Source organism: Alteromonas sp. 4NH20-0056 (assembly GCF_057539655.1).
Genome location: NZ_BAAJLS010000012.1, coordinates 23,611 through 39,974, shown reverse-complemented (window position 1 = coordinate 39,974; position 16,364 = coordinate 23,611). Strand labels below are relative to the sequence as shown.

Annotated in this window: 17 protein-coding genes; 10 read left to right on the top strand and 7 right to left on the bottom strand. The window is 44.4% G+C overall.

The features are described from left to right. Positions 1 to 2: 2 nt before the first annotated feature. The 8 genes from AC27EZ_RS16485 (at position 3) to tmpT (ending at position 7,940) form a co-directional block, all read left to right on the top strand. The gene (locus tag AC27EZ_RS16485) at positions 3 to 1,232 is read left to right on the top strand and encodes an E22 family MetX-like putative esterase (RefSeq protein ID WP_487136374.1); all 1,230 of its coding nucleotides are present in this window, start codon (positions 3 to 5) and stop codon (positions 1,230 to 1,232) included. Positions 1,233 to 1,246: 14 nt separating this feature from the next. Further along, on the top strand, positions 1,247 to 2,251 hold the full coding sequence (locus AC27EZ_RS16480; protein ID WP_487136373.1) for an extracellular catalytic domain type 2 short-chain-length polyhydroxyalkanoate depolymerase: 1,005 nt from the start codon (positions 1,247 to 1,249) through the stop codon (positions 2,249 to 2,251). After that, positions 2,251 to 3,015, top strand: a complete 765-nt coding sequence (locus AC27EZ_RS16475; protein ID WP_487136372.1) for a 3-hydroxybutyrate dehydrogenase — start codon at positions 2,251 to 2,253, stop codon at positions 3,013 to 3,015. The genes AC27EZ_RS16480 and AC27EZ_RS16475 overlap by 1 nt, the downstream gene beginning before the upstream one ends. A 67-nt stretch (positions 3,016 to 3,082) precedes the next feature. Beyond that, positions 3,083 to 3,958, top strand: coding sequence for an NAD(+) kinase (gene nadK / locus AC27EZ_RS16470; RefSeq protein WP_487136371.1), 876 nt, complete (start codon positions 3,083 to 3,085; stop codon positions 3,956 to 3,958). Positions 3,959 to 4,328: 370 nt separating this feature from the next. Beyond that, the gene (gene dps / locus AC27EZ_RS16465; RefSeq protein WP_487136370.1) at positions 4,329 to 4,838 is read left to right on the top strand and encodes a DNA starvation/stationary phase protection protein Dps; all 510 of its coding nucleotides are present in this window, start codon (positions 4,329 to 4,331) and stop codon (positions 4,836 to 4,838) included. 236 nt (positions 4,839 to 5,074) lie between these two features. Beyond that, the gene (recN, locus tag AC27EZ_RS16460; RefSeq protein ID WP_487136369.1) at positions 5,075 to 6,760 is read left to right on the top strand and encodes a DNA repair protein RecN; all 1,686 of its coding nucleotides are present in this window, start codon (positions 5,075 to 5,077) and stop codon (positions 6,758 to 6,760) included. A gap of 113 nt (positions 6,761 to 6,873) precedes the next feature. Further along, complete coding sequence (locus AC27EZ_RS16455) at positions 6,874 to 7,230, top strand: outer membrane protein assembly factor BamE (RefSeq protein WP_487136368.1); 357 nt, start codon at positions 6,874 to 6,876, stop codon at positions 7,228 to 7,230. Between the two features lie 74 nt (positions 7,231 to 7,304). Then, the gene (gene tmpT, locus AC27EZ_RS16450; protein WP_487136367.1) at positions 7,305 to 7,940 is read left to right on the top strand and encodes a thiopurine S-methyltransferase; all 636 of its coding nucleotides are present in this window, start codon (positions 7,305 to 7,307) and stop codon (positions 7,938 to 7,940) included. Here the strand turns inward: tmpT and AC27EZ_RS16445 are convergent. Next, a complete protein-coding gene (locus tag AC27EZ_RS16445; RefSeq protein ID WP_487136366.1) occupies positions 7,927 to 9,213 on the bottom strand; it encodes a DUF445 domain-containing protein in 1,287 nt (428 codons plus the stop codon). The two genes, tmpT and AC27EZ_RS16445, sit on opposite strands and share 14 nt — an antisense overlap. Before the next feature lie 462 nt (positions 9,214 to 9,675). Here AC27EZ_RS16445 and AC27EZ_RS16440 point away from each other — a divergent pair, with 462 nt between their 5' ends. Together AC27EZ_RS16440 and AC27EZ_RS16435 are read left to right on the top strand one after the other, a co-directional pair. Further along, positions 9,676 to 10,347 carry a hypothetical protein gene (locus AC27EZ_RS16440; protein ID WP_487136365.1) on the top strand — a complete coding sequence of 224 codons (672 nt, stop codon included), beginning with the start codon at positions 9,676 to 9,678 and terminating at the stop codon, positions 10,345 to 10,347. A gap of 33 nt (positions 10,348 to 10,380) precedes the next feature. Continuing rightward, on the top strand, positions 10,381 to 10,950 hold the full coding sequence (locus tag AC27EZ_RS16435) for a sugar O-acetyltransferase (protein ID WP_487136364.1): 570 nt from the start codon (positions 10,381 to 10,383) through the stop codon (positions 10,948 to 10,950). On the opposite strand, the gene AC27EZ_RS16430 is transcribed toward AC27EZ_RS16435, so the two are convergent. The 6 genes from AC27EZ_RS16430 to AC27EZ_RS16405 form a co-directional block, all read right to left on the bottom strand. Continuing rightward, the gene (locus AC27EZ_RS16430; protein WP_487136363.1) at positions 10,945 to 12,105 is read right to left on the bottom strand and encodes an iron-containing alcohol dehydrogenase; all 1,161 of its coding nucleotides are present in this window, start codon (positions 12,103 to 12,105) and stop codon (positions 10,945 to 10,947) included. The genes AC27EZ_RS16435 and AC27EZ_RS16430 overlap by 6 nt on opposite strands. A 199-nt stretch (positions 12,106 to 12,304) precedes the next feature. Beyond that, positions 12,305 to 13,198, bottom strand: a complete 894-nt coding sequence (rluB, locus tag AC27EZ_RS16425; protein ID WP_421134200.1) for a 23S rRNA pseudouridine(2605) synthase RluB — start codon at positions 13,196 to 13,198, stop codon at positions 12,305 to 12,307. Next, complete coding sequence (scpB, locus tag AC27EZ_RS16420) at positions 13,191 to 13,829, bottom strand: SMC-Scp complex subunit ScpB (protein WP_487136362.1); 639 nt, start codon at positions 13,827 to 13,829, stop codon at positions 13,191 to 13,193. Before scpB ends, rluB begins: the two co-directional genes overlap by 8 nt. Continuing rightward, positions 13,816 to 14,652 carry a segregation and condensation protein A gene (locus AC27EZ_RS16415; RefSeq protein ID WP_487136361.1) on the bottom strand — a complete coding sequence of 279 codons (837 nt, stop codon included), beginning with the start codon at positions 14,650 to 14,652 and terminating at the stop codon, positions 13,816 to 13,818. Before AC27EZ_RS16415 ends, scpB begins: the two co-directional genes overlap by 14 nt. Positions 14,653 to 14,663: 11 nt before the next feature. Continuing rightward, positions 14,664 to 15,284, bottom strand: coding sequence for an L-threonylcarbamoyladenylate synthase (locus AC27EZ_RS16410; protein WP_487136360.1), 621 nt, complete (start codon positions 15,282 to 15,284; stop codon positions 14,664 to 14,666). Between the two features lie 32 nt (positions 15,285 to 15,316). Further along, on the bottom strand, positions 15,317 to 16,162 hold the full coding sequence (locus tag AC27EZ_RS16405; protein WP_487136359.1) for a PHP domain-containing protein: 846 nt from the start codon (positions 16,160 to 16,162) through the stop codon (positions 15,317 to 15,319). Positions 16,163 to 16,364: the final 202 nt, after the last annotated feature.

Here is a 16,364-nt window from a genome sequence, read left to right as displayed (position 1 = left end):
TTATGAGCCTGATAAAAAACCTCGCGTTCCCCCTGATATTGCTAGTGCTTCTAAGTACTTTGGGTACACCGGCCAACGCCACAACTACTGAAGTAGCTGAAACATCAAACACTGAAACGCTACTTGTTGAAAAACGGCGTTTTACCCTGCCTTCGTTTGAAACGTTTAACGGTAGCACGATTGAAAATGTGCACGTTGGTTGGGAAGCGTACGGTAAGTTAAATGCAAACAAAGATAACGTTATTTTGGTCACCCACTACTTTTCTGGTACCTCGCATGCAGCGGGAAAATATGCAGCAACAGATGCACAACCAGGGTATTGGGACGCCATTATTGGCCCAGGAAAAGCCATAGACACCAACAGGTTTTTCGTTGTTAGTGTTGATACGTTGGTTAACTTGAATGCTTACGATGAACAGGTAATAACAACAGGCCCAGCGTCGATTAACCCCAAGACGAATAAGCCTTATGGCTTATCGTTTCCGGTAGTGACTATTCGCGATTTTGTGAATGTACAAAAAGCGCTTCTTGAAAGTTTAGGTATTACGTCACTTTACGCCGTTGTCGGCCCGTCGATGGGTTCAATGCAAGCTATTGACTGGGCAAGCGCCTACCCCGACTGGGTGCCTCGCATGATTTCTGTAATTGGTGCTGGGGAAAGTGACGGGTGGACGACGGCTGCGTTAGCGCATTGGGCAATGCCGATAAAGCTCGACAGCAACTGGAATAACGGGAATTACACTAAAGACACTGCGCCATCGAAAGGATTAACGGCATCGTTAATGCTTATTAGTCAACATGCGCTATCACCGGAGTTCTTTAATTCTCAAGCTGATTTACTGGGTTTTAATAACCTTGAAGATGCACCACTACAAGACATTAATACATCGCATTCCATAGTAAATTGGCTAACCGCTAGAGCCGCATCCCGTTCAAAAAATATGGATGCTAATCATCTTCTTTATTTAGTGAGGGCCTGCCAGTTATTCGTAGCAGGTCATCAACAAAATTTGGAGAAAGGGCTCAGTACGATAAAAGCCAAAACACTCTTTCTTCCAGCGAATACCGATTTATTGTTAATGCCTTACCTTTCTGAGCGTACCCACGCCATGCTAAACAGCATGGGGAAAGACACGGCCATTGATATGCTATCTGGTTCGCTTGGACACCTTGAAGGCGTTGCAAATGTGCAGGCCCAACGCACGCGCATTCGCCGCTTTCTAGAAGAATAATAAAAGGATAACACATGAAGTTAAAAACGATATTTTCAGCGCTATGTATTGCAACCTCGGGATATGCCACCGGTGCCACGCCAATGTTAAACTTGCAGCTAGATAATGTCACCGTATCAGGGTTGTCATCTGGCGGTTACATGGCTACCCAATTTCACGTTGCACATAGCGACTGGGTGTCTGGCTCGGGCGTATTAGCAGGCGGCCCATACTGGTGTGCACAAGGCGATATTACTGTTGCCCTTCGTCAATGCGTAAACACGGTTGATGAGCCTATTGATATAAAGGCGTTAAACGAAACCGCAAAACGCTACGAAGCGAATGGCAAAATAGCACCGCTTACTAACTTAGCCAATGACAAGGTATGGCTATTTCACGGCACGCAAGATACCCGCGTCGTCGCTGAAGTAAGCGATAGCCTTCACGCTATGTATAGTGAGTGGGTTACAGACGACAACATAAAGTATGTGAATGACAAAGCAATTGCACATGCATTTCCGACGGTTAGCAGTGGTAGTGATTGCATAACATCTGAAACACCGTTTATCGGTAATTGTAACTATAATGCGGCGGGTGAGATGTTAAAGCATCTGCTTCCTGACATTGCCGAACCCGACGATACACTTAGCGGAGAGGTAGTGTCAATCGACCAGCAAGCTCTTGCTGGCGGCGACGCAAAAACACTCGCATCCGAAGGCTTTGTGTATGTACCTAAACGTTGCGCCGACGGTAAACAATGCCAAGCACACATTAGTTTTCATGGGTGTAATCAATATGCTGACGCGGTAGGCGATGCCTATGTTACTCAAACCGGGTTAAATGAGTGGGCCGACGATAACGATATGATTGTGTTATACCCACAAACTAAGAAATCTATGTTTATGCCGTTAAACCCACAGGGGTGCTGGGACTGGTGGGGGTACACATCTTCAGACTACGCCAATCGTGAGGGAGCACAGATTAAAGCGGTTAAGGCTATGCTTCATGGGTTGAACACAGTGCGTGAAGGAGCAGAGTAATGAAACGCACAATTTTCATTACTGGCGGCGCTAGTGGCATTGGCTTTGGTATTGCCGAAGCAATGGCGGCCGATGGCCACCATATTATTATTGCAGATATCAATGAAGACGCAGCACAGCAAGCAGCATCAGCACTTATTAAGGCCGGCGGTAGCAGCAGTGCTATTGCCCTTGATGTGTGCAACGCAGAACATATTGCTTCACTTCACGATAAGCTTGAATCACGACACGTGGATGTACTGATAAACAATGCCGGCATACAGCATGTTGCTCCGCTCGAACAGTTCCCTGCGCAAAAATGGCAGCAGTTAATAGACATCATGCTGGTCGCCCCAGCCCTCCTCACTCAGGCTTTTTTACCCGCTATGCGGGCGAAAAATTATGGCCGGATAATCAATGTAGGTTCGATTCATTCGGTGGTAGCTTCACCCTATAAGTCGGCTTATGTGGCGGCTAAACATGGCCTATTAGGGTTTGCAAAGACAGTGGCATTAGAAACCGGTGATTGTGACGTAACCATCAATACACTCTGCCCAGCCTACGTTAAAACGCCTTTGGTCGAGCAACAAATTGCCGCCCAAGCAAAAGAACACAATTTAACCGAAGAGGACGTTATTAACAAAATCATGTTAGAGCCCATGCCGAAAAAGCAGTTTATTAGCATTGAAGAGCTTGCTGACACGGCGAAATTCCTTATCTCTAACAGTGCAAGGAATATTACCGGTCAAGCAATGATCCTTGATGGGGGGTGGACCGCAAGGTAACGCTTTCCTTTCATAAAATAAGTGTGCTAATGTCCTGCCATTGGAAAGGAAAGGACGTTAGCATTCCATGCCCTATCAAACCGTTGCTCTTATAGGTAAACCGCGTCACGCGGCCACACACGATAGCCTTAATACGCTTGCCGATTATCTTATTGCGCGAGGCTGCAAATTGTTGGTAGAAGAAAGCATCGCGTGCGAATTAGAAACTGATAATTTCACCGCGAGTAACTTAGTCACCATTGGCAGAGATGCCGACCTTGCGGTTGTCGTTGGCGGTGATGGCAGTATGCTAGGCGCGGCACGAGTGCTTGCGCGGTTTGATATCCACGTGGTTGGTGTTAACCGAGGTAACCTTGGCTTTCTAACTGATATCCATCCCGATGACATTGCCTCTCAGCTTGACCATATCTTTAACGGCGAATGTTTTGTAGAAAAACGTTTCTTGCTTGATGTGGGCGTATATAGAGATGAGAAATTAAAAAGTAATAATTCGGCCATGAACGAAGTGGTGCTGCATCACGGTAAAGTGGCACACATGATGGAATTCGAGATTTATATCGATGATCAATTTGTGTTTAGCCAAAGAAGCGACGGTTTAATCGTCGCTACGCCGACCGGTTCCACAGCCTATTCGCTATCAGCCGGTGGCCCGATAATAATGCCAAAGCTTGATGCGCTTACGTTAGTCCCCATGTTCCCTCATACACTGAGCAGTCGCCCCATTGTAGTTGATGCGGACAGCCAAGTTTCAATGAAAGTCTCTAAAGTGAACAGTGATTCGCTTCAACTAAGCTGCGACAGCCATATTGTGCTTCCTGTGCTGCCAGGTGATGAAATACGCATCAATAAGAGCGGCGATAAGTTGCACTTGGTGCACCCGAAAGGCTATGACTACTTCAACGTGCTACGTAAAAAGTTAGGATGGGGCAGTAAACTCTATTAAGTGTGCGTGGTTCGATGGTTCGCTTGACTGCGCACGCTCTCATCTTTAATCGTTTTGATATTCAACGCTGAATCGGTCCCTCTTTAAAAAGGTTACCAAAACTATTTCGTGTGTAGGTTTGTTACTTTCTGATAAAAGTACGAAAATCTTACAACGCCTTGTACTCTTTTCATTCTCCTTCCCTTTCTCTACACATCAAATATTTCCTTAAACTCTCTTACAAAAACGGCTAAGACACTGAAAAGTAGATAAAATAAAAATTCTCTACCATTTCGGTATGACGGTTGCACCTATCACTGTGAGTTCGTTGATATCGTGCAAAAAATAAATTGCAATATCGACAGACAATTAGAGTTTATAAGGAGTAATGATGAGTAACGAGAATATTAAGTTTACTGCACCAGGAATGGATAACGACACAGCCGCTAAAGCGATTAATGTATTGGCGGAACGTTTAACTGCACTTCTTGATTTACAACTTACGCTAAAACATGTTCATTGGAACGTGGTAGGCCCAAATTTTATTGGCGTACACGAAATGCTCGACCCTCAGGTGGACGCTGTTCGTGATATGACAGACACAATCGCAGAGCGCATTGCTACATTAGGTGGTGTACCAAAAGGAACACCGAAAGCGATTGTCGAAACACGCTCGTGGGATGACTACGCGCTGGGCAAGGCGCTAGTAACAGACCATCTAGTGGCGCTAGATGCGGTATACAATGGTGTGAACGGCGATCACAGGAAAGCATTAGAGACGCTGGGTGACATAGACCCAGTATCGGAAGATATGATTACCGGCCAGTTGGCAGACCTAGAGCAATTTCAATGGTTTGTGAGAGCTCACCTAGAATCGAGTTCGGGCGAACTAACTCAATAACATCGTATACTGAGCGCCAAAACGTTACAAACGTTTTGGCGTTTTTTGTTACCCTGCAACCATTTGAATATATTCTCCCTCCTTAAGCCCTACCTTATCCATTTGAATATATTGATATTTTCAAAAATCCTCTTCAAAATACGTTTAATTAAACGACAAATACTTTACCCTAAACAAAATACTGTATATATTTACACTAACTGTATATATATCATGTTAAATGGGTAAGTGTAGTTATGTTAGCGCATCTTTCAATTAGCAACTTTGCTGTAGTAAAACAACTTTCGATTCAGCTAGAGCATGGGTTAACCGCTATTACGGGTGAAACGGGAGCGGGTAAATCTATTGCTATCGACGCGCTTAGTCTTTGTTTAGGCGAACGCGCCGATGCCAACGCCGTACGTAAAGGCGCCCAAAAAGCTGAGATAATCGCTCACTTTTCACTTGAAGGTAACGCGCTTGCAAAGCATTTTCTCGATGAACATGAACTTACTTCGGATGAAGATGACAACAGTTGTTTTATTCGACGTGTAATCTCAAAAGAAGGTCGCTCGAAAGCATTCATCAACGGTATACCTGCATCACTGCAGCAACTCAAAAGTTTAGGCCAGTATGTTCTTGCGATCCATGGACAAAATACACATCTTCAACTTCTTAAAGAAGAATACCAGCGCAATTTGGTAGATAGCTATTCCAACCACAACGGGTTGTTAGAAAACGTAAAGCAATCTTATATGCAGTGGAAAGAAAAGCAGAAACTATTGTCAGATTTGCAAAATCAGGCGCAACAACGTGAAGACCGTTTGCAGCTGCTGACATATCAAGTAAAAGAGTTAGACGAGTTTTCAATTGAAGAAGGCGAATTTGAAGAACTGGAAACGGAACACAAAAGGTTGAGCAATGGACAGAGCTTACTTGAGCAAGCGCAAACAAGTGTATACAACCTTTATGAAAATGATGAAGGCAACGCACTTTCTGTAATTCAGCATAGTATAGAACGATTAGGCGAACTCGAAGCGCACGACGCCACACTTACACCGATAATTGCTATGCTCAATGAAGCCTCTATTCAGGTTGAAGAAGCAGCAAGCGAACTTCGAAGTTATTGTGACGCATTGGAAATCGATCCGTTGCGCCTGCAACAAGTTGAAGCGCGGTATGGAAAAGCGATGGATTTAGCCCGTAAACACAACGTGATGCCCGAGGCCCTTTTTCAGCATCACCAGTCACTGACTGAAGAATTCACCGCACTTGGCGAACAAGAGACGCTTCTTACCACATTGGAAGATGAAGTAAACCAGTGCAAAGACGAGTATCTGACAACAACCCAGATATTGTCTAATAATCGACAGCAATCAGCTATCGCGCTTGCCGCTGATATTGAAAAGCAAATTCGACAGATGAATATGCCGCATGCTCAGGTACAAATTGATGTTGATTACGACCCTTTGAAGAAACCAAGTGCTAACGGACTTGATGTTGTCGCATTTAAGGCATCGACAAACCCAGGACAAGATGCCGATAAATTAGAGAAGGTAGTATCAGGCGGTGAGCTATCTCGTATTGGGTTAGCCATACAGGTTATTGCGAATGACAACAACGCAACACCTACTATGATTTTTGACGAGGTGGATACAGGAATAAGCGGCCCTACAGCATCAATCGTTGGCGGATTACTTCGGAAATTAGGCAAAACGTCGCAAGTCATGTGTGTAACACACTTACCACAAGTTGCTGCACAGGCACATAATCAGCTTTTCGTGACCAAGATTACCGATGGCGAAAGTACAGAAACGCAGATGCTTGCATTAACGAAGCAAGACCGCGTCGACGAACTCGCGCGCCTGCTTGCTGGCGACAAAGTAACCAAGTCTGCGCTTGCAAACGCAAAAGAACTGCTTAAAAGCGCCGTATCGAACTAAAATGAAGTTGATTGGTCATAGTTGTCAAGGTAGCATGCGTTCGCGCGTGCAAGAAAACACCCTAAGTACAAATCGTACTAGGCAACACAAAGCAATACTGGACTGATTTACGCATGAAGTTGCAACACATATTAGTAATACTGAGCATTACCCTTACATCGACCGCCTGTAGTAACTGGATTTATCGTATAGATGTGCCACAAGGAAACTTCTTAGACGAGCGAGACGTTAAGAAGCTTCGTATCGACATGACCAAAGAACAAGTAATTTATGTTCTAGGGAACCCAGTAGTTCAAGACTCGTTTGATGATGACACGTGGTATTACGTTTACGATATGAAGCGCGGAATGAGAAAGCGCGGCGAAGACTTTCAAAAGCAAATGATCATCACCTTTGAAGACGAAAGAATTGTTTCAATAGAAGGCGATTTCGAACTTTCCGAAGACTTCAATACACCGCTAGACCAATAGGTTTACTTATAGCGTGGCCTGATCGTCACGCTATAAAACGGTAAAATAATACTTTATTCCCTCTGAGGTGGTAAATGGAACATAGTTTTTGGCATAGCAAATGGCAAAACAATGAAATTGCCTTTCACGAGCCTCAAGGTAACGCACTTCTGGTAAAGTATTCGTCGGTTTTGCTTAGCACCGCCAAGGCCCCAAACATATTCGTCCCACTGTGCGGCAAAACGAAAGATATTGGCTGGCTTTTATCGCAGGGCTGTACCGTAGTGGGTGCAGAGCTGAGTGAAGTGGCTACACAACAGCTTTTCGAAGAATTGGATGTTAATCCAGTGGTTGAGAACACGTCAACAGGGCTTAAATATTCTGTCGATGGCTTAACCGTTTTTGTCGGAGACATTTTCACCTTGTCATCTAATGACTTGGGAAAAATAGATGGCGTCTACGATAGAGCTGCGCTAGTGGCGCTACCTAACGATATTAGAGCAAACTACGGTGCACATATTATTGAAATTACCCAATCTGCACCGCAGCTTATAATTTCATTTGATTACGACCAAGAAAAATTGCCTGGCCCTCCATTTAGCGTAGATGACTCATCCGTAAACGCTTTATATGGGGCCCATTATCAAATCACCTTATTGGAACGCTCTGAAGTAGAAGGCGGTCTAAAACGTAAAGTTGATGCTGACAATCTCGTATTTAGCCTAAAATAGCAATTTCAACACCGTATAAAATTGCCCCTATGAAACCGCCGACTATGGTGCCATTAACGCGCACTTTTTGAAGATCTCTGCCTATATTCAGCTCTATTTGCTCTGCCATTTCTTTTTCATCCCACCCTTTAATCGTATCTCTTATATGAGCAGTTAAAAAGTCAGCGAGTTCTGGAGCCATGTATTTGCCAGCCTCGCCAATGTGTTGATTAAACGCACTTGCTAAATCACTGTCCTTCGACAGCGTTATCCCAAGTTCATAAAACCACCCCGCAACTTTACTCTCGGCGGTCCCCTCTTTCTCGCTTAAGCTTTTCAGTAACCAGCTTTGAAGTTTCTCCCATGTGCCTTGCAAGTAGGCATTCAGCGAAGGATCGTCTATTATTTGCTCTCGATACGCATCGATTCGCGCTTCCATTAACGGGCTATGTTCAAGTTCATAGATGAAATCATGCACTTGCTCGTCGAAGGAATGTCTTAAAGGATGTTCTGAGTCTTCATAAATATCATCTAATATGCTTGAAACCGCTTTTACAGCAATTAGCGCGCCTTGCTCACTTAGCCATGTCGACGGCAATAGCTTTTCTATACGGTTATGTTCTGTTTTCAGCCACACTACAAGCGTATCAGCAATGTAATGTTGTGTTTCTGGCTCGGCAAGCGTAGCCGCTAATTTCCCAAGTAATTTATCAAGAACAACCTGATGCTGCCTATCTCGCGTTATGGCACCTAAAGACGTCGCAATAAGTTTTTTAAGATCAAGTTGGCGAAGCCCCCGTTGCGCCGTACGACCAATAAACGCCTTAACCGGCTTATCATCTAGCACGCGTAAAATACCTACAAGTGCATCACATACAAAGCGACTTAACCTTTTAGCATTTTGCTCATGTGACAGCCACCGACCTGCTCCTCTGGCTGGATTAGAAGTTGATATTAGCTGTTCGATTGCTTCGGGATGAAAAAACTTTTCTTTCACAAACTGTGATAAATTTTCAGCAATAATGTTTTTATTGCTCGCGACAATATTCGTGTGCGGTATCGGATACTTGGCAGGAATTGGTTTGAATAACGCAGTTACGGCAAACCAATCGGCCAAACCACCTACTAACGCCGCTTCGCTCGCCATCTTAATCAAGCCTAACCAATGCGCATTGGCTATTTCAGGGAAGTAGCTTTGAACCACGGTCGACGCAACAAAAACGCTTGCCGCAATGACGAGGCAAAATAGAGCGAATCGCTTTGCTCTACGTAATTGATTCTGCTTATCGAGCATGTACTGCACCTAAATAATTAAGACCTTTCATTTATGCATTCCCTGTAAAAATATGGGTGCGACGTCATCGCAACGTTATACCAATGTAACTATTATAAAAGTATGCAAGCATTACGCCGACACTAACGGCAGTGGCCGATGCGACCGTCCGAAGCGCTTTTTATGCCTGTCCAATAAAGATAATACTTATGACTGTCCGATCACTAATTCAGCTAATACCCATCTCTTTGTGTGTAATTCGGCCACTATTAGTAAAAAAACTTACTAATTAAGCAAATAGACCAAATCATCTCTTTATTGCTTTGTGTATATCGATGATGAAATTAAAAAAATAAAGTAAACCAATGATAATAATAGCTTTTTCAAAAATGGCACGGTGCATGAATGTGCATGAATATAACCAATCAATTAGAACAATCGCACTACACAGTGTAATAAAACTGCACAAACAGGAATGTCGCAATGAAAAAACTTACCGCCGCCAGTGTAATTCTCCTTTCAACAGTAACGCTTCTATCGGGATGTGTTATCCACGGAGGTAAAAGTAACGCAGCAGAAGGAGACGATTTAAGCAGTATCATAGGCAGCATTAATGTCTCAGAGCGTCGTAACGCTGGTGATATCTCGTCGATAAATGGCAACGTTACCATGGACGACCATGCTTCCGCTGAATCTGTTGATATTGTGAATGGTAACTTAGAAGTCGGCGAGCATGTTTTAATCAAAAGCATAGATATCGTTAACGGCAATGTGGATGCAAAGGAACATTTAAAAGTGCGCCGCGATATTGAGACGGTCAATGGTGATATCTCCCTTTCATCTCATACCCATGTAGGCAGAGATATCGAATCAGTAAATGGCGATATCGAACTTTCCGGCACAACGGTAGAAAAAGACGTTATCTCACTTAATGGTGATATAACACTAGACGGAGACACCGTCGTGAATGGCGATATCGTTTACCGTAGCCGTGAAGATAGTTGGAATTCTGGCGACAGCAAACCACCTACGCTTACTATCGCCTCGTCTGTGGTAGTTAACGGGCAGATAATTCTTAAACGTCCCGTGACGTTGGACATCCAGTCACAAACGTTAAACGACAAAGTGGTTGTGCGATATGATTCAAATCAGTAAGGTCTATGCATAGCCCCATACACAACCTGTATAATGACTGAAAAAGAAAAAATGCTAAGCGGTGAGAATTACTTTCCTTCCGATAAAGTACTCACCGCATTGCGCGTTCAATGTAGAAAGCAGCTCGACATCTTAAATTCCACATGTCAAAGCGAGCATAAAACACGAACACAATTATTAAAAAAATTGTTCGGCACCACCGGGAAACGCCTTTATATAGAATCGTCATTCAAATGCGATTATGGCGAAAACATTCATGTTGGCGAGAGCTTTTATGCAAATTTTAACTGTGTCATTTTAGACGCTGCAAAAGTCACCATAGGTGATAATTGCATGCTAGCGCCACACGTTGGTATTTACACCGCCACCCATCCTCTTGACCCGACCGAGCGCGCAACAGGTATCGAATTCGCTAAGCCCGTAACGCTTGGCCATAATTGCTGGGTAGGCGGTAACGCGGTGATAAACCCTGGCGTAACATTGGGTGATAACGTGGTTGTCGCATCAGGTGCTGTCGTGACTAAATCCTTTGGCGATAATATTGTTATTGGGGGTAACCCAGCAACGGTAATCAAGACAATCAGCAACTCATTGTCACTATGAATACAGCTGCCTGTACAAATTAACCAGTGCTTGTTTTTGTGGAACTCGCGGGTTGTTTGACGGCGAACCCGAGGCAAGGGCTTGGTCAGCCATTAGTTCAAGCAATGCCTCATACTGAGACTTATCTATTCCAAATTGCGACATTGTCGGTACCTGAAGCTCACAATTAAGTTTGTTGAGGAATGTAATAAGCGCGCTGTGACTATGAGCGCTATCTGCGTCAGCGGAAACAAGCCCCATAATTTTTGCACATTCAGCATAACGTTGCTCTGCGCCAGTTAACGAATACGCTGTGATGGCAGGCAACAGCATCGCATTACTCATTCCATGGGGTACATGAAAATGAACGCCCAGTGGCCTGCTCATGCCGTGCACAAGCGCCACCGATGCATTTGAAAAAGCCATTCCCGCAAGGGTGGCGCCCAACATCATCGATTCTTTTGCTTTTTTGTTGTTCTCGTCCTTACATGCGCTTATCAAATTGGGGGCAATCAATCGCATAGCAGCAATCGCTTGTTGGTCGCTAAACGGGTTGGCTTTTTTACTAACCCACGCCTCAATGGCATGGGTTAACGCATCAATACCTGTGTCTGCCGCCACACGAAATGGCACGGTAAGTGTTAGTTCGTAATCAATGATAGCTGCTTTAGGCATAAGGCCTGGCCCCATACAAAGCATTTTCTCATGTGAATCACTGTCGCTGATAACGGTGACTCGCGTACACTCAGAGCCAGTCCCTGCTGTAGTGGGAACAGCGATAACAGGGATGCTTTGCTGGTTAACCACAAACGGGACTTTATAGTCTCGCATGCTGCCCCCGTGTGACACCAAAAGGGCAATGGCTTTTGCGCTGTCGATAGCGCTACCACCGCCAAGTGCAATGATACTGTCAGCGCCTATTTCCTTAATCTGTGCGACCGCACCGGCTATAGACAAATCATCAGGCTCTGGCATCACATCACAAAACGCCTCAGCCTCAATCCCCTCGCCGCGCAGAAGAGAGATCACTTGCGCGACAGTTCCTAATTTCTTCATGATTGGATCGGCAATTAAAAAAGGGCGTTTCACACCTAATGTAGCCAGTACATTGGGTAAGTCCGATAATGCGCCGCCACCAATTTTCAGCGATGCAGGCAGCTGTATATCAGCAATCATAGTAATAGCTCGTCATTTGAAAACCGACCTCTAGCGTAAAGTATATTTCAAAATCAGGCGAGCCAATATTAACATTTAATTTACAATGCAATTGCGTGTTATGGAAAGTCTAAGAAAATAAACTTAAATTTGGATACAAAAAAGCCCCATGGACGCTATATCTCAAGGGGCTAAATCGTTTTTATTATAAATCAGAGAGCTATCGCTTAGCCGCGCGCCCTACACGGTTTTTTACACCATGCTCTTTACGTACTTTATGCTTTTTAACCGAGCGTCTCATCCTGCTTAAACGTGCATGATCAAGTTTGCCTTGGCGCACATCAACCATAGTTTGGGTTTCATCTGGCAGCTGAACATGCTGTCGCAACGCATTAAGGTCGTCTAAACCAAGTTCTACCCAAGCACCTTGAGGTAAGCGTTTTTGAAGTTCTATAGGACCATATTTCACTCGGATAAGGCGACTAACTTGTACGCCTTGAGACTCCCATAAACGGCGCACTTCTCGATTACGCCCTTCTTTAAGCGTAACGTTGAACCAACGGTTCATACTTTCATCTTCCGCGCCAACAGGGGTTGGGGTTCCAGATATAGTTAAAAATTTCGCTTCACCATCTTCAAGTTTCACGCCTTTTTTCAACGTACTCAGCGTTTTTCCTGTTACCTCACCAAACACTCGCACAGCATATTCACGCTCTACTTCGCATTTAGGATGCATTAGTCTGTTCGCAAGCTCACCATCATTGGTAAACAACAACAGCCCACTGGTATTCATATCAAGACGACCAACCGTGATCCATCGTCCTAAACGGATAGCTGGAAGCCTATCGAACACGGTATCACGACCGTCTGGGTCATGGCGGCTACATAACTCTCCTTCAGGTTTGTTATACATCAGCACGCGACATACAGGTTTTTCAGTTTGTCGAGAAAGCAAATGCCCATCTACACGGATTGCTGCAGTGTCATCGACACGGTCACCCAACGTCGCTAACGTACCATCTATTGAAACGCGACCCTGTTCAATCCAACGTTCCATTTCACGTCGCGAGCCTAGCCCTTGGTTAGCCAGTACTTTTTGCAACTTTTCAGTCATGTATTACTTCACTCTTTTTTTGCTCGTTATCGGTCGCACGGTCTGTATCATCAGACGGTGCCTCATTTAACACCTTAAGCGACGAGTTGGATGTTTCCATGTTTTCAAAAGCGTCTGAACTTGGTAGTTCAGATAATGACGCAAGTGAAAAATAGTCCAAAAAGGTTTTCGTTGTAGCATAAAGCGCTGGCCTACCCGGCACCTCTTTATGCCCCACTACCTTTATCCAATCTCGTTCTGTGAGTGTTTTCATTATACTACTGCTCACCGCCACACCTCGAACGCTTTCAATCTCGCCTCGGGTTATTGGCTGGCGATAAGCGATAAGCGCTAATGTTTCTAGCATTGCTCTTGAGTATTTAGGTGCAGATTCTTGCCATAATTTACTCAACCATGGGCTTAATGCATCAACAGACTGAAAGCGAAACCCGCTAGCTACCTCAATCAGTTGAATGCCTCTTGGCTGATAATCTAATATTAGTTCATTTAACACATTGTTTAGCGTTTTATCTGCTACGGTAAATTCGCTCAACACAGTATCTTTAAGCACTTGACGTGTAACGGGTTTATCAGCAACAAAAATTGCTGCCTCTACCAATTGCTTCAATTGCGTGGTGTTAATTTTCTTCATGGCTGCCTAATTTTACATGAATTCTCGCGTGAGGGCCTGCTTGAATGCATAAAATCAGCTGTTCTTTTACCAGCTCCAAAATAGCCAAGAAAGAAACAACTACCCCAGCTCGCCCTTCCTCTAGTGTAAACAGCGCTTCAAGAGGCATAAATTCAACGTTGTTAAGCGTACTTAGAATAAGTGACATTCGCTCACGAGTACTTAACGCTTCTCGCTCAATAGTATGATGTTCAAACGCTTGTGCTCTTTTCATCGCAGCACTAAATGCCAACACAATTTCAGCCAAACTAACTTCTGACTCTACGCGAATTGGTGCGACATGTTCAGACGTATCAACACGCACAGTAAATACATCTCGGCCTAGTCTAGGCTGAACGTCTAAATCTTCTGCGGCCTGTTTAACGACTTCATATTCTTTCAAGCGGCGAATAAGTTCGGCTCGCGGATCGTCTTCTTCGTCGTTGTCATCACTTCGCTTTGGCAGCAGTAATCGCGACTTAATTTCCGCTAAAATAGCGGCCATCAGTAAATACTCTGACGCCAACTCTAGCCTAAGCGCTATCATGGTATCGACGTATTCCATATATTGCTTGGTCACGGCCGCAATAGGTAATGTGGTAATATCGAACCGTTGCTTACGGATAAGATACAGCAGTAAATCAAGCGGCCCCTCAAAAGTCTCTAAGATAACTTCAAGGGCATCGGGCGGAATAAAAAGATCTTCTGGTTTCTCAATAAGCGCCTCACCGTTAATAAAAGCCAGTGGCAGCGGTTGTTGCACTGGCTCGTGAACGGATGATGGTGGCGCTTGTTGATCAGTCAACGTACTTTAACTTATTCAAAAGGTGTCGGATCGCCCGTTCCGAGGCGCAAAATAACGGGCGTGTCTTCTGATAAGTCAATCACCGTTGTAGGTTGTTCGCCGATATAGCCGCCATGAATGATCAAACCAACCTGTTTTTCTAAGTTATCGCGGATAACGTCTGGATCTGACTCCGCCATGGTATTTCCAGGCAAAATAAGCGAAGTAGACATTAGCGGCTCACCTAACGCCTCAAGTAAGGCCAGTGCAATGTTATTGTCAGGTACACGAATACCGATTGTTTTTCGCTTCGGATTTTGAAGGCGCTTGGGGACTTCCCTAGTGGCTTTCAATACAAACGTGTATGAGCCAGGTGTGTTGTTTTTAATTTGTCTAAATGCTGTATTGTCGACCTTGGCGTAAATTGATAATTCAGACATATCTCGGCACATTAATGTGAAGTTATGGTCTTTACCAATGTTACGAATTCGGCATAACTGTTCTAGCGCCTTTTTATCTTCAATTTGACAGCCAATTGCGTAGCCAGAATCCGTAGGATAGACCACGACACCGCCTTCTCTAATCACTTCAACAGCTTGATTGATCAAACGCTGCTGTGGGTTATCTGGATGTATATAAAAAAATTGACTCATTTCTTATCTCGAATAAATGCTGGCGTATAGGGCTACACGAGGTTTTCGTTCGGCCATGTTTGCCAAATAGGGGTTAATTCACTGTTTATACCCAGGTTTTTACCTAGCTCAGTCCATCGCGATGGAAAGTGAAAGTCAGACCCTGCCGATGCTAGCAGGTTATGTTCTAAGGCCAGTTCGTTTATCAGCATTTGTTTTGTTTTATTAATACCTGGGAAGGCCGTTTCTATCGCATCGCCCCCCGACTGAGCAAAAAGTAACACCAAGCGTCGAAGCCACTTTGCGGTCATATCATAGTGGGCCGGGTGCGCTAATACGGCTTGGCCGCCGGCTTCTTGAATCCACAATATTGCCGTTTCAATACTTGGCCATTGCGCTTTTACCGCCGCACGCTTACCTTTACCCAAATATTTTTTAAACGCCGCTTCCATCGTTGGTACGCCGTAATTATTGACTAACACGCGGGCAAAGTGAGCACGGGTAACCTGCCCTTCTCCCGCCAGCGCCATTGCGCGCTCCAACACGCCGTTGAAACCACATTTAACCAACTTTTCTCCAATCAGCTCAGCACGGTTTTGCCTTGCATTCGCTTGCTCGCTTAAACGCGCCAAAAAGGTTGGACAGTCACGATTAACATTAAGACCAACAATATGAATGTCAAAACCATGCCATGTCGTAGAAATTTCAACACCATCAATGATTTTAAGCGGTCTTTTTTGTTCAGCCTGCTTCGCGTGTGCAGCATCTAAACCCGCTACGGTATCATGGTCTGTAATTGCCAATACATCCACCTGCATGGTGTGTGCACGCAGCACTAATTCGGCCGGTGTTAGGTGTCCGTCTGAGTATCGAGTGTGGCTATGTAAATCTATTTTCAATGTTTTATGCAATTATTTGGTTGACACAATCGTGAAATTGTTTTCTTCTATATAGACAGAGTATACGTACTAACAACTTCAATGCCTATTGAAGTTTGAACTAAACAACGAGAATTTTATGCACCTTTCTATTAAATCAACAGCAGCAAAAATTGCAGCTTGGTGGTGGCACTCCCTGAATTAGCGGGCGGTGTGCGCATAG

What these genes read in the sequence shown, in the direction of transcription:
- nadK (WP_487136371.1), top strand. Translation starts at nt 3,083, where the DNA reads ATGCCCTATCAAACCGTTGCTCTTATAGGTAAACCGCGTCACGCGGCC.
- recN (WP_487136369.1), top strand. Translation starts at nt 5,075, where the DNA reads ATGTTAGCGCATCTTTCAATTAGCAACTTTGCTGTAGTAAAACAACTT.
- AC27EZ_RS16475 (WP_487136372.1), top strand. Translation starts at nt 2,251, where the DNA reads ATGAAACGCACAATTTTCATTACTGGCGGCGCTAGTGGCATTGGCTTT.
- AC27EZ_RS16485 (WP_487136374.1), top strand. Translation starts at nt 3, where the DNA reads ATGAGCCTGATAAAAAACCTCGCGTTCCCCCTGATATTGCTAGTGCTT.
- AC27EZ_RS16440 (WP_487136365.1), top strand. Translation starts at nt 9,676, where the DNA reads ATGAAAAAACTTACCGCCGCCAGTGTAATTCTCCTTTCAACAGTAACG.
- AC27EZ_RS16445 (WP_487136366.1), bottom strand. Translation starts at nt 9,213, where the DNA reads ATGCTCGATAAGCAGAATCAATTACGTAGAGCAAAGCGATTCGCTCTA.
- scpB (WP_487136362.1), bottom strand. Translation starts at nt 13,829, where the DNA reads ATGAAGAAAATTAACACCACGCAATTGAAGCAATTGGTAGAGGCAGCA.
- AC27EZ_RS16435 (WP_487136364.1), top strand. Translation starts at nt 10,381, where the DNA reads ATGACTGAAAAAGAAAAAATGCTAAGCGGTGAGAATTACTTTCCTTCC.
- AC27EZ_RS16480 (WP_487136373.1), top strand. Translation starts at nt 1,247, where the DNA reads ATGAAGTTAAAAACGATATTTTCAGCGCTATGTATTGCAACCTCGGGA.
- AC27EZ_RS16455 (WP_487136368.1), top strand. Translation starts at nt 6,874, where the DNA reads ATGAAGTTGCAACACATATTAGTAATACTGAGCATTACCCTTACATCG.
- AC27EZ_RS16410 (WP_487136360.1), bottom strand. Translation starts at nt 15,284, where the DNA reads ATGAGTCAATTTTTTTATATACATCCAGATAACCCACAGCAGCGTTTG.
- tmpT (WP_487136367.1), top strand. Translation starts at nt 7,305, where the DNA reads ATGGAACATAGTTTTTGGCATAGCAAATGGCAAAACAATGAAATTGCC.
- AC27EZ_RS16430 (WP_487136363.1), bottom strand. Translation starts at nt 12,105, where the DNA reads ATGATTGCTGATATACAGCTGCCTGCATCGCTGAAAATTGGTGGCGGC.
- dps (WP_487136370.1), top strand. Translation starts at nt 4,329, where the DNA reads ATGAGTAACGAGAATATTAAGTTTACTGCACCAGGAATGGATAACGAC.
- rluB (WP_421134200.1), bottom strand. Translation starts at nt 13,198, where the DNA reads ATGACTGAAAAGTTGCAAAAAGTACTGGCTAACCAAGGGCTAGGCTCG.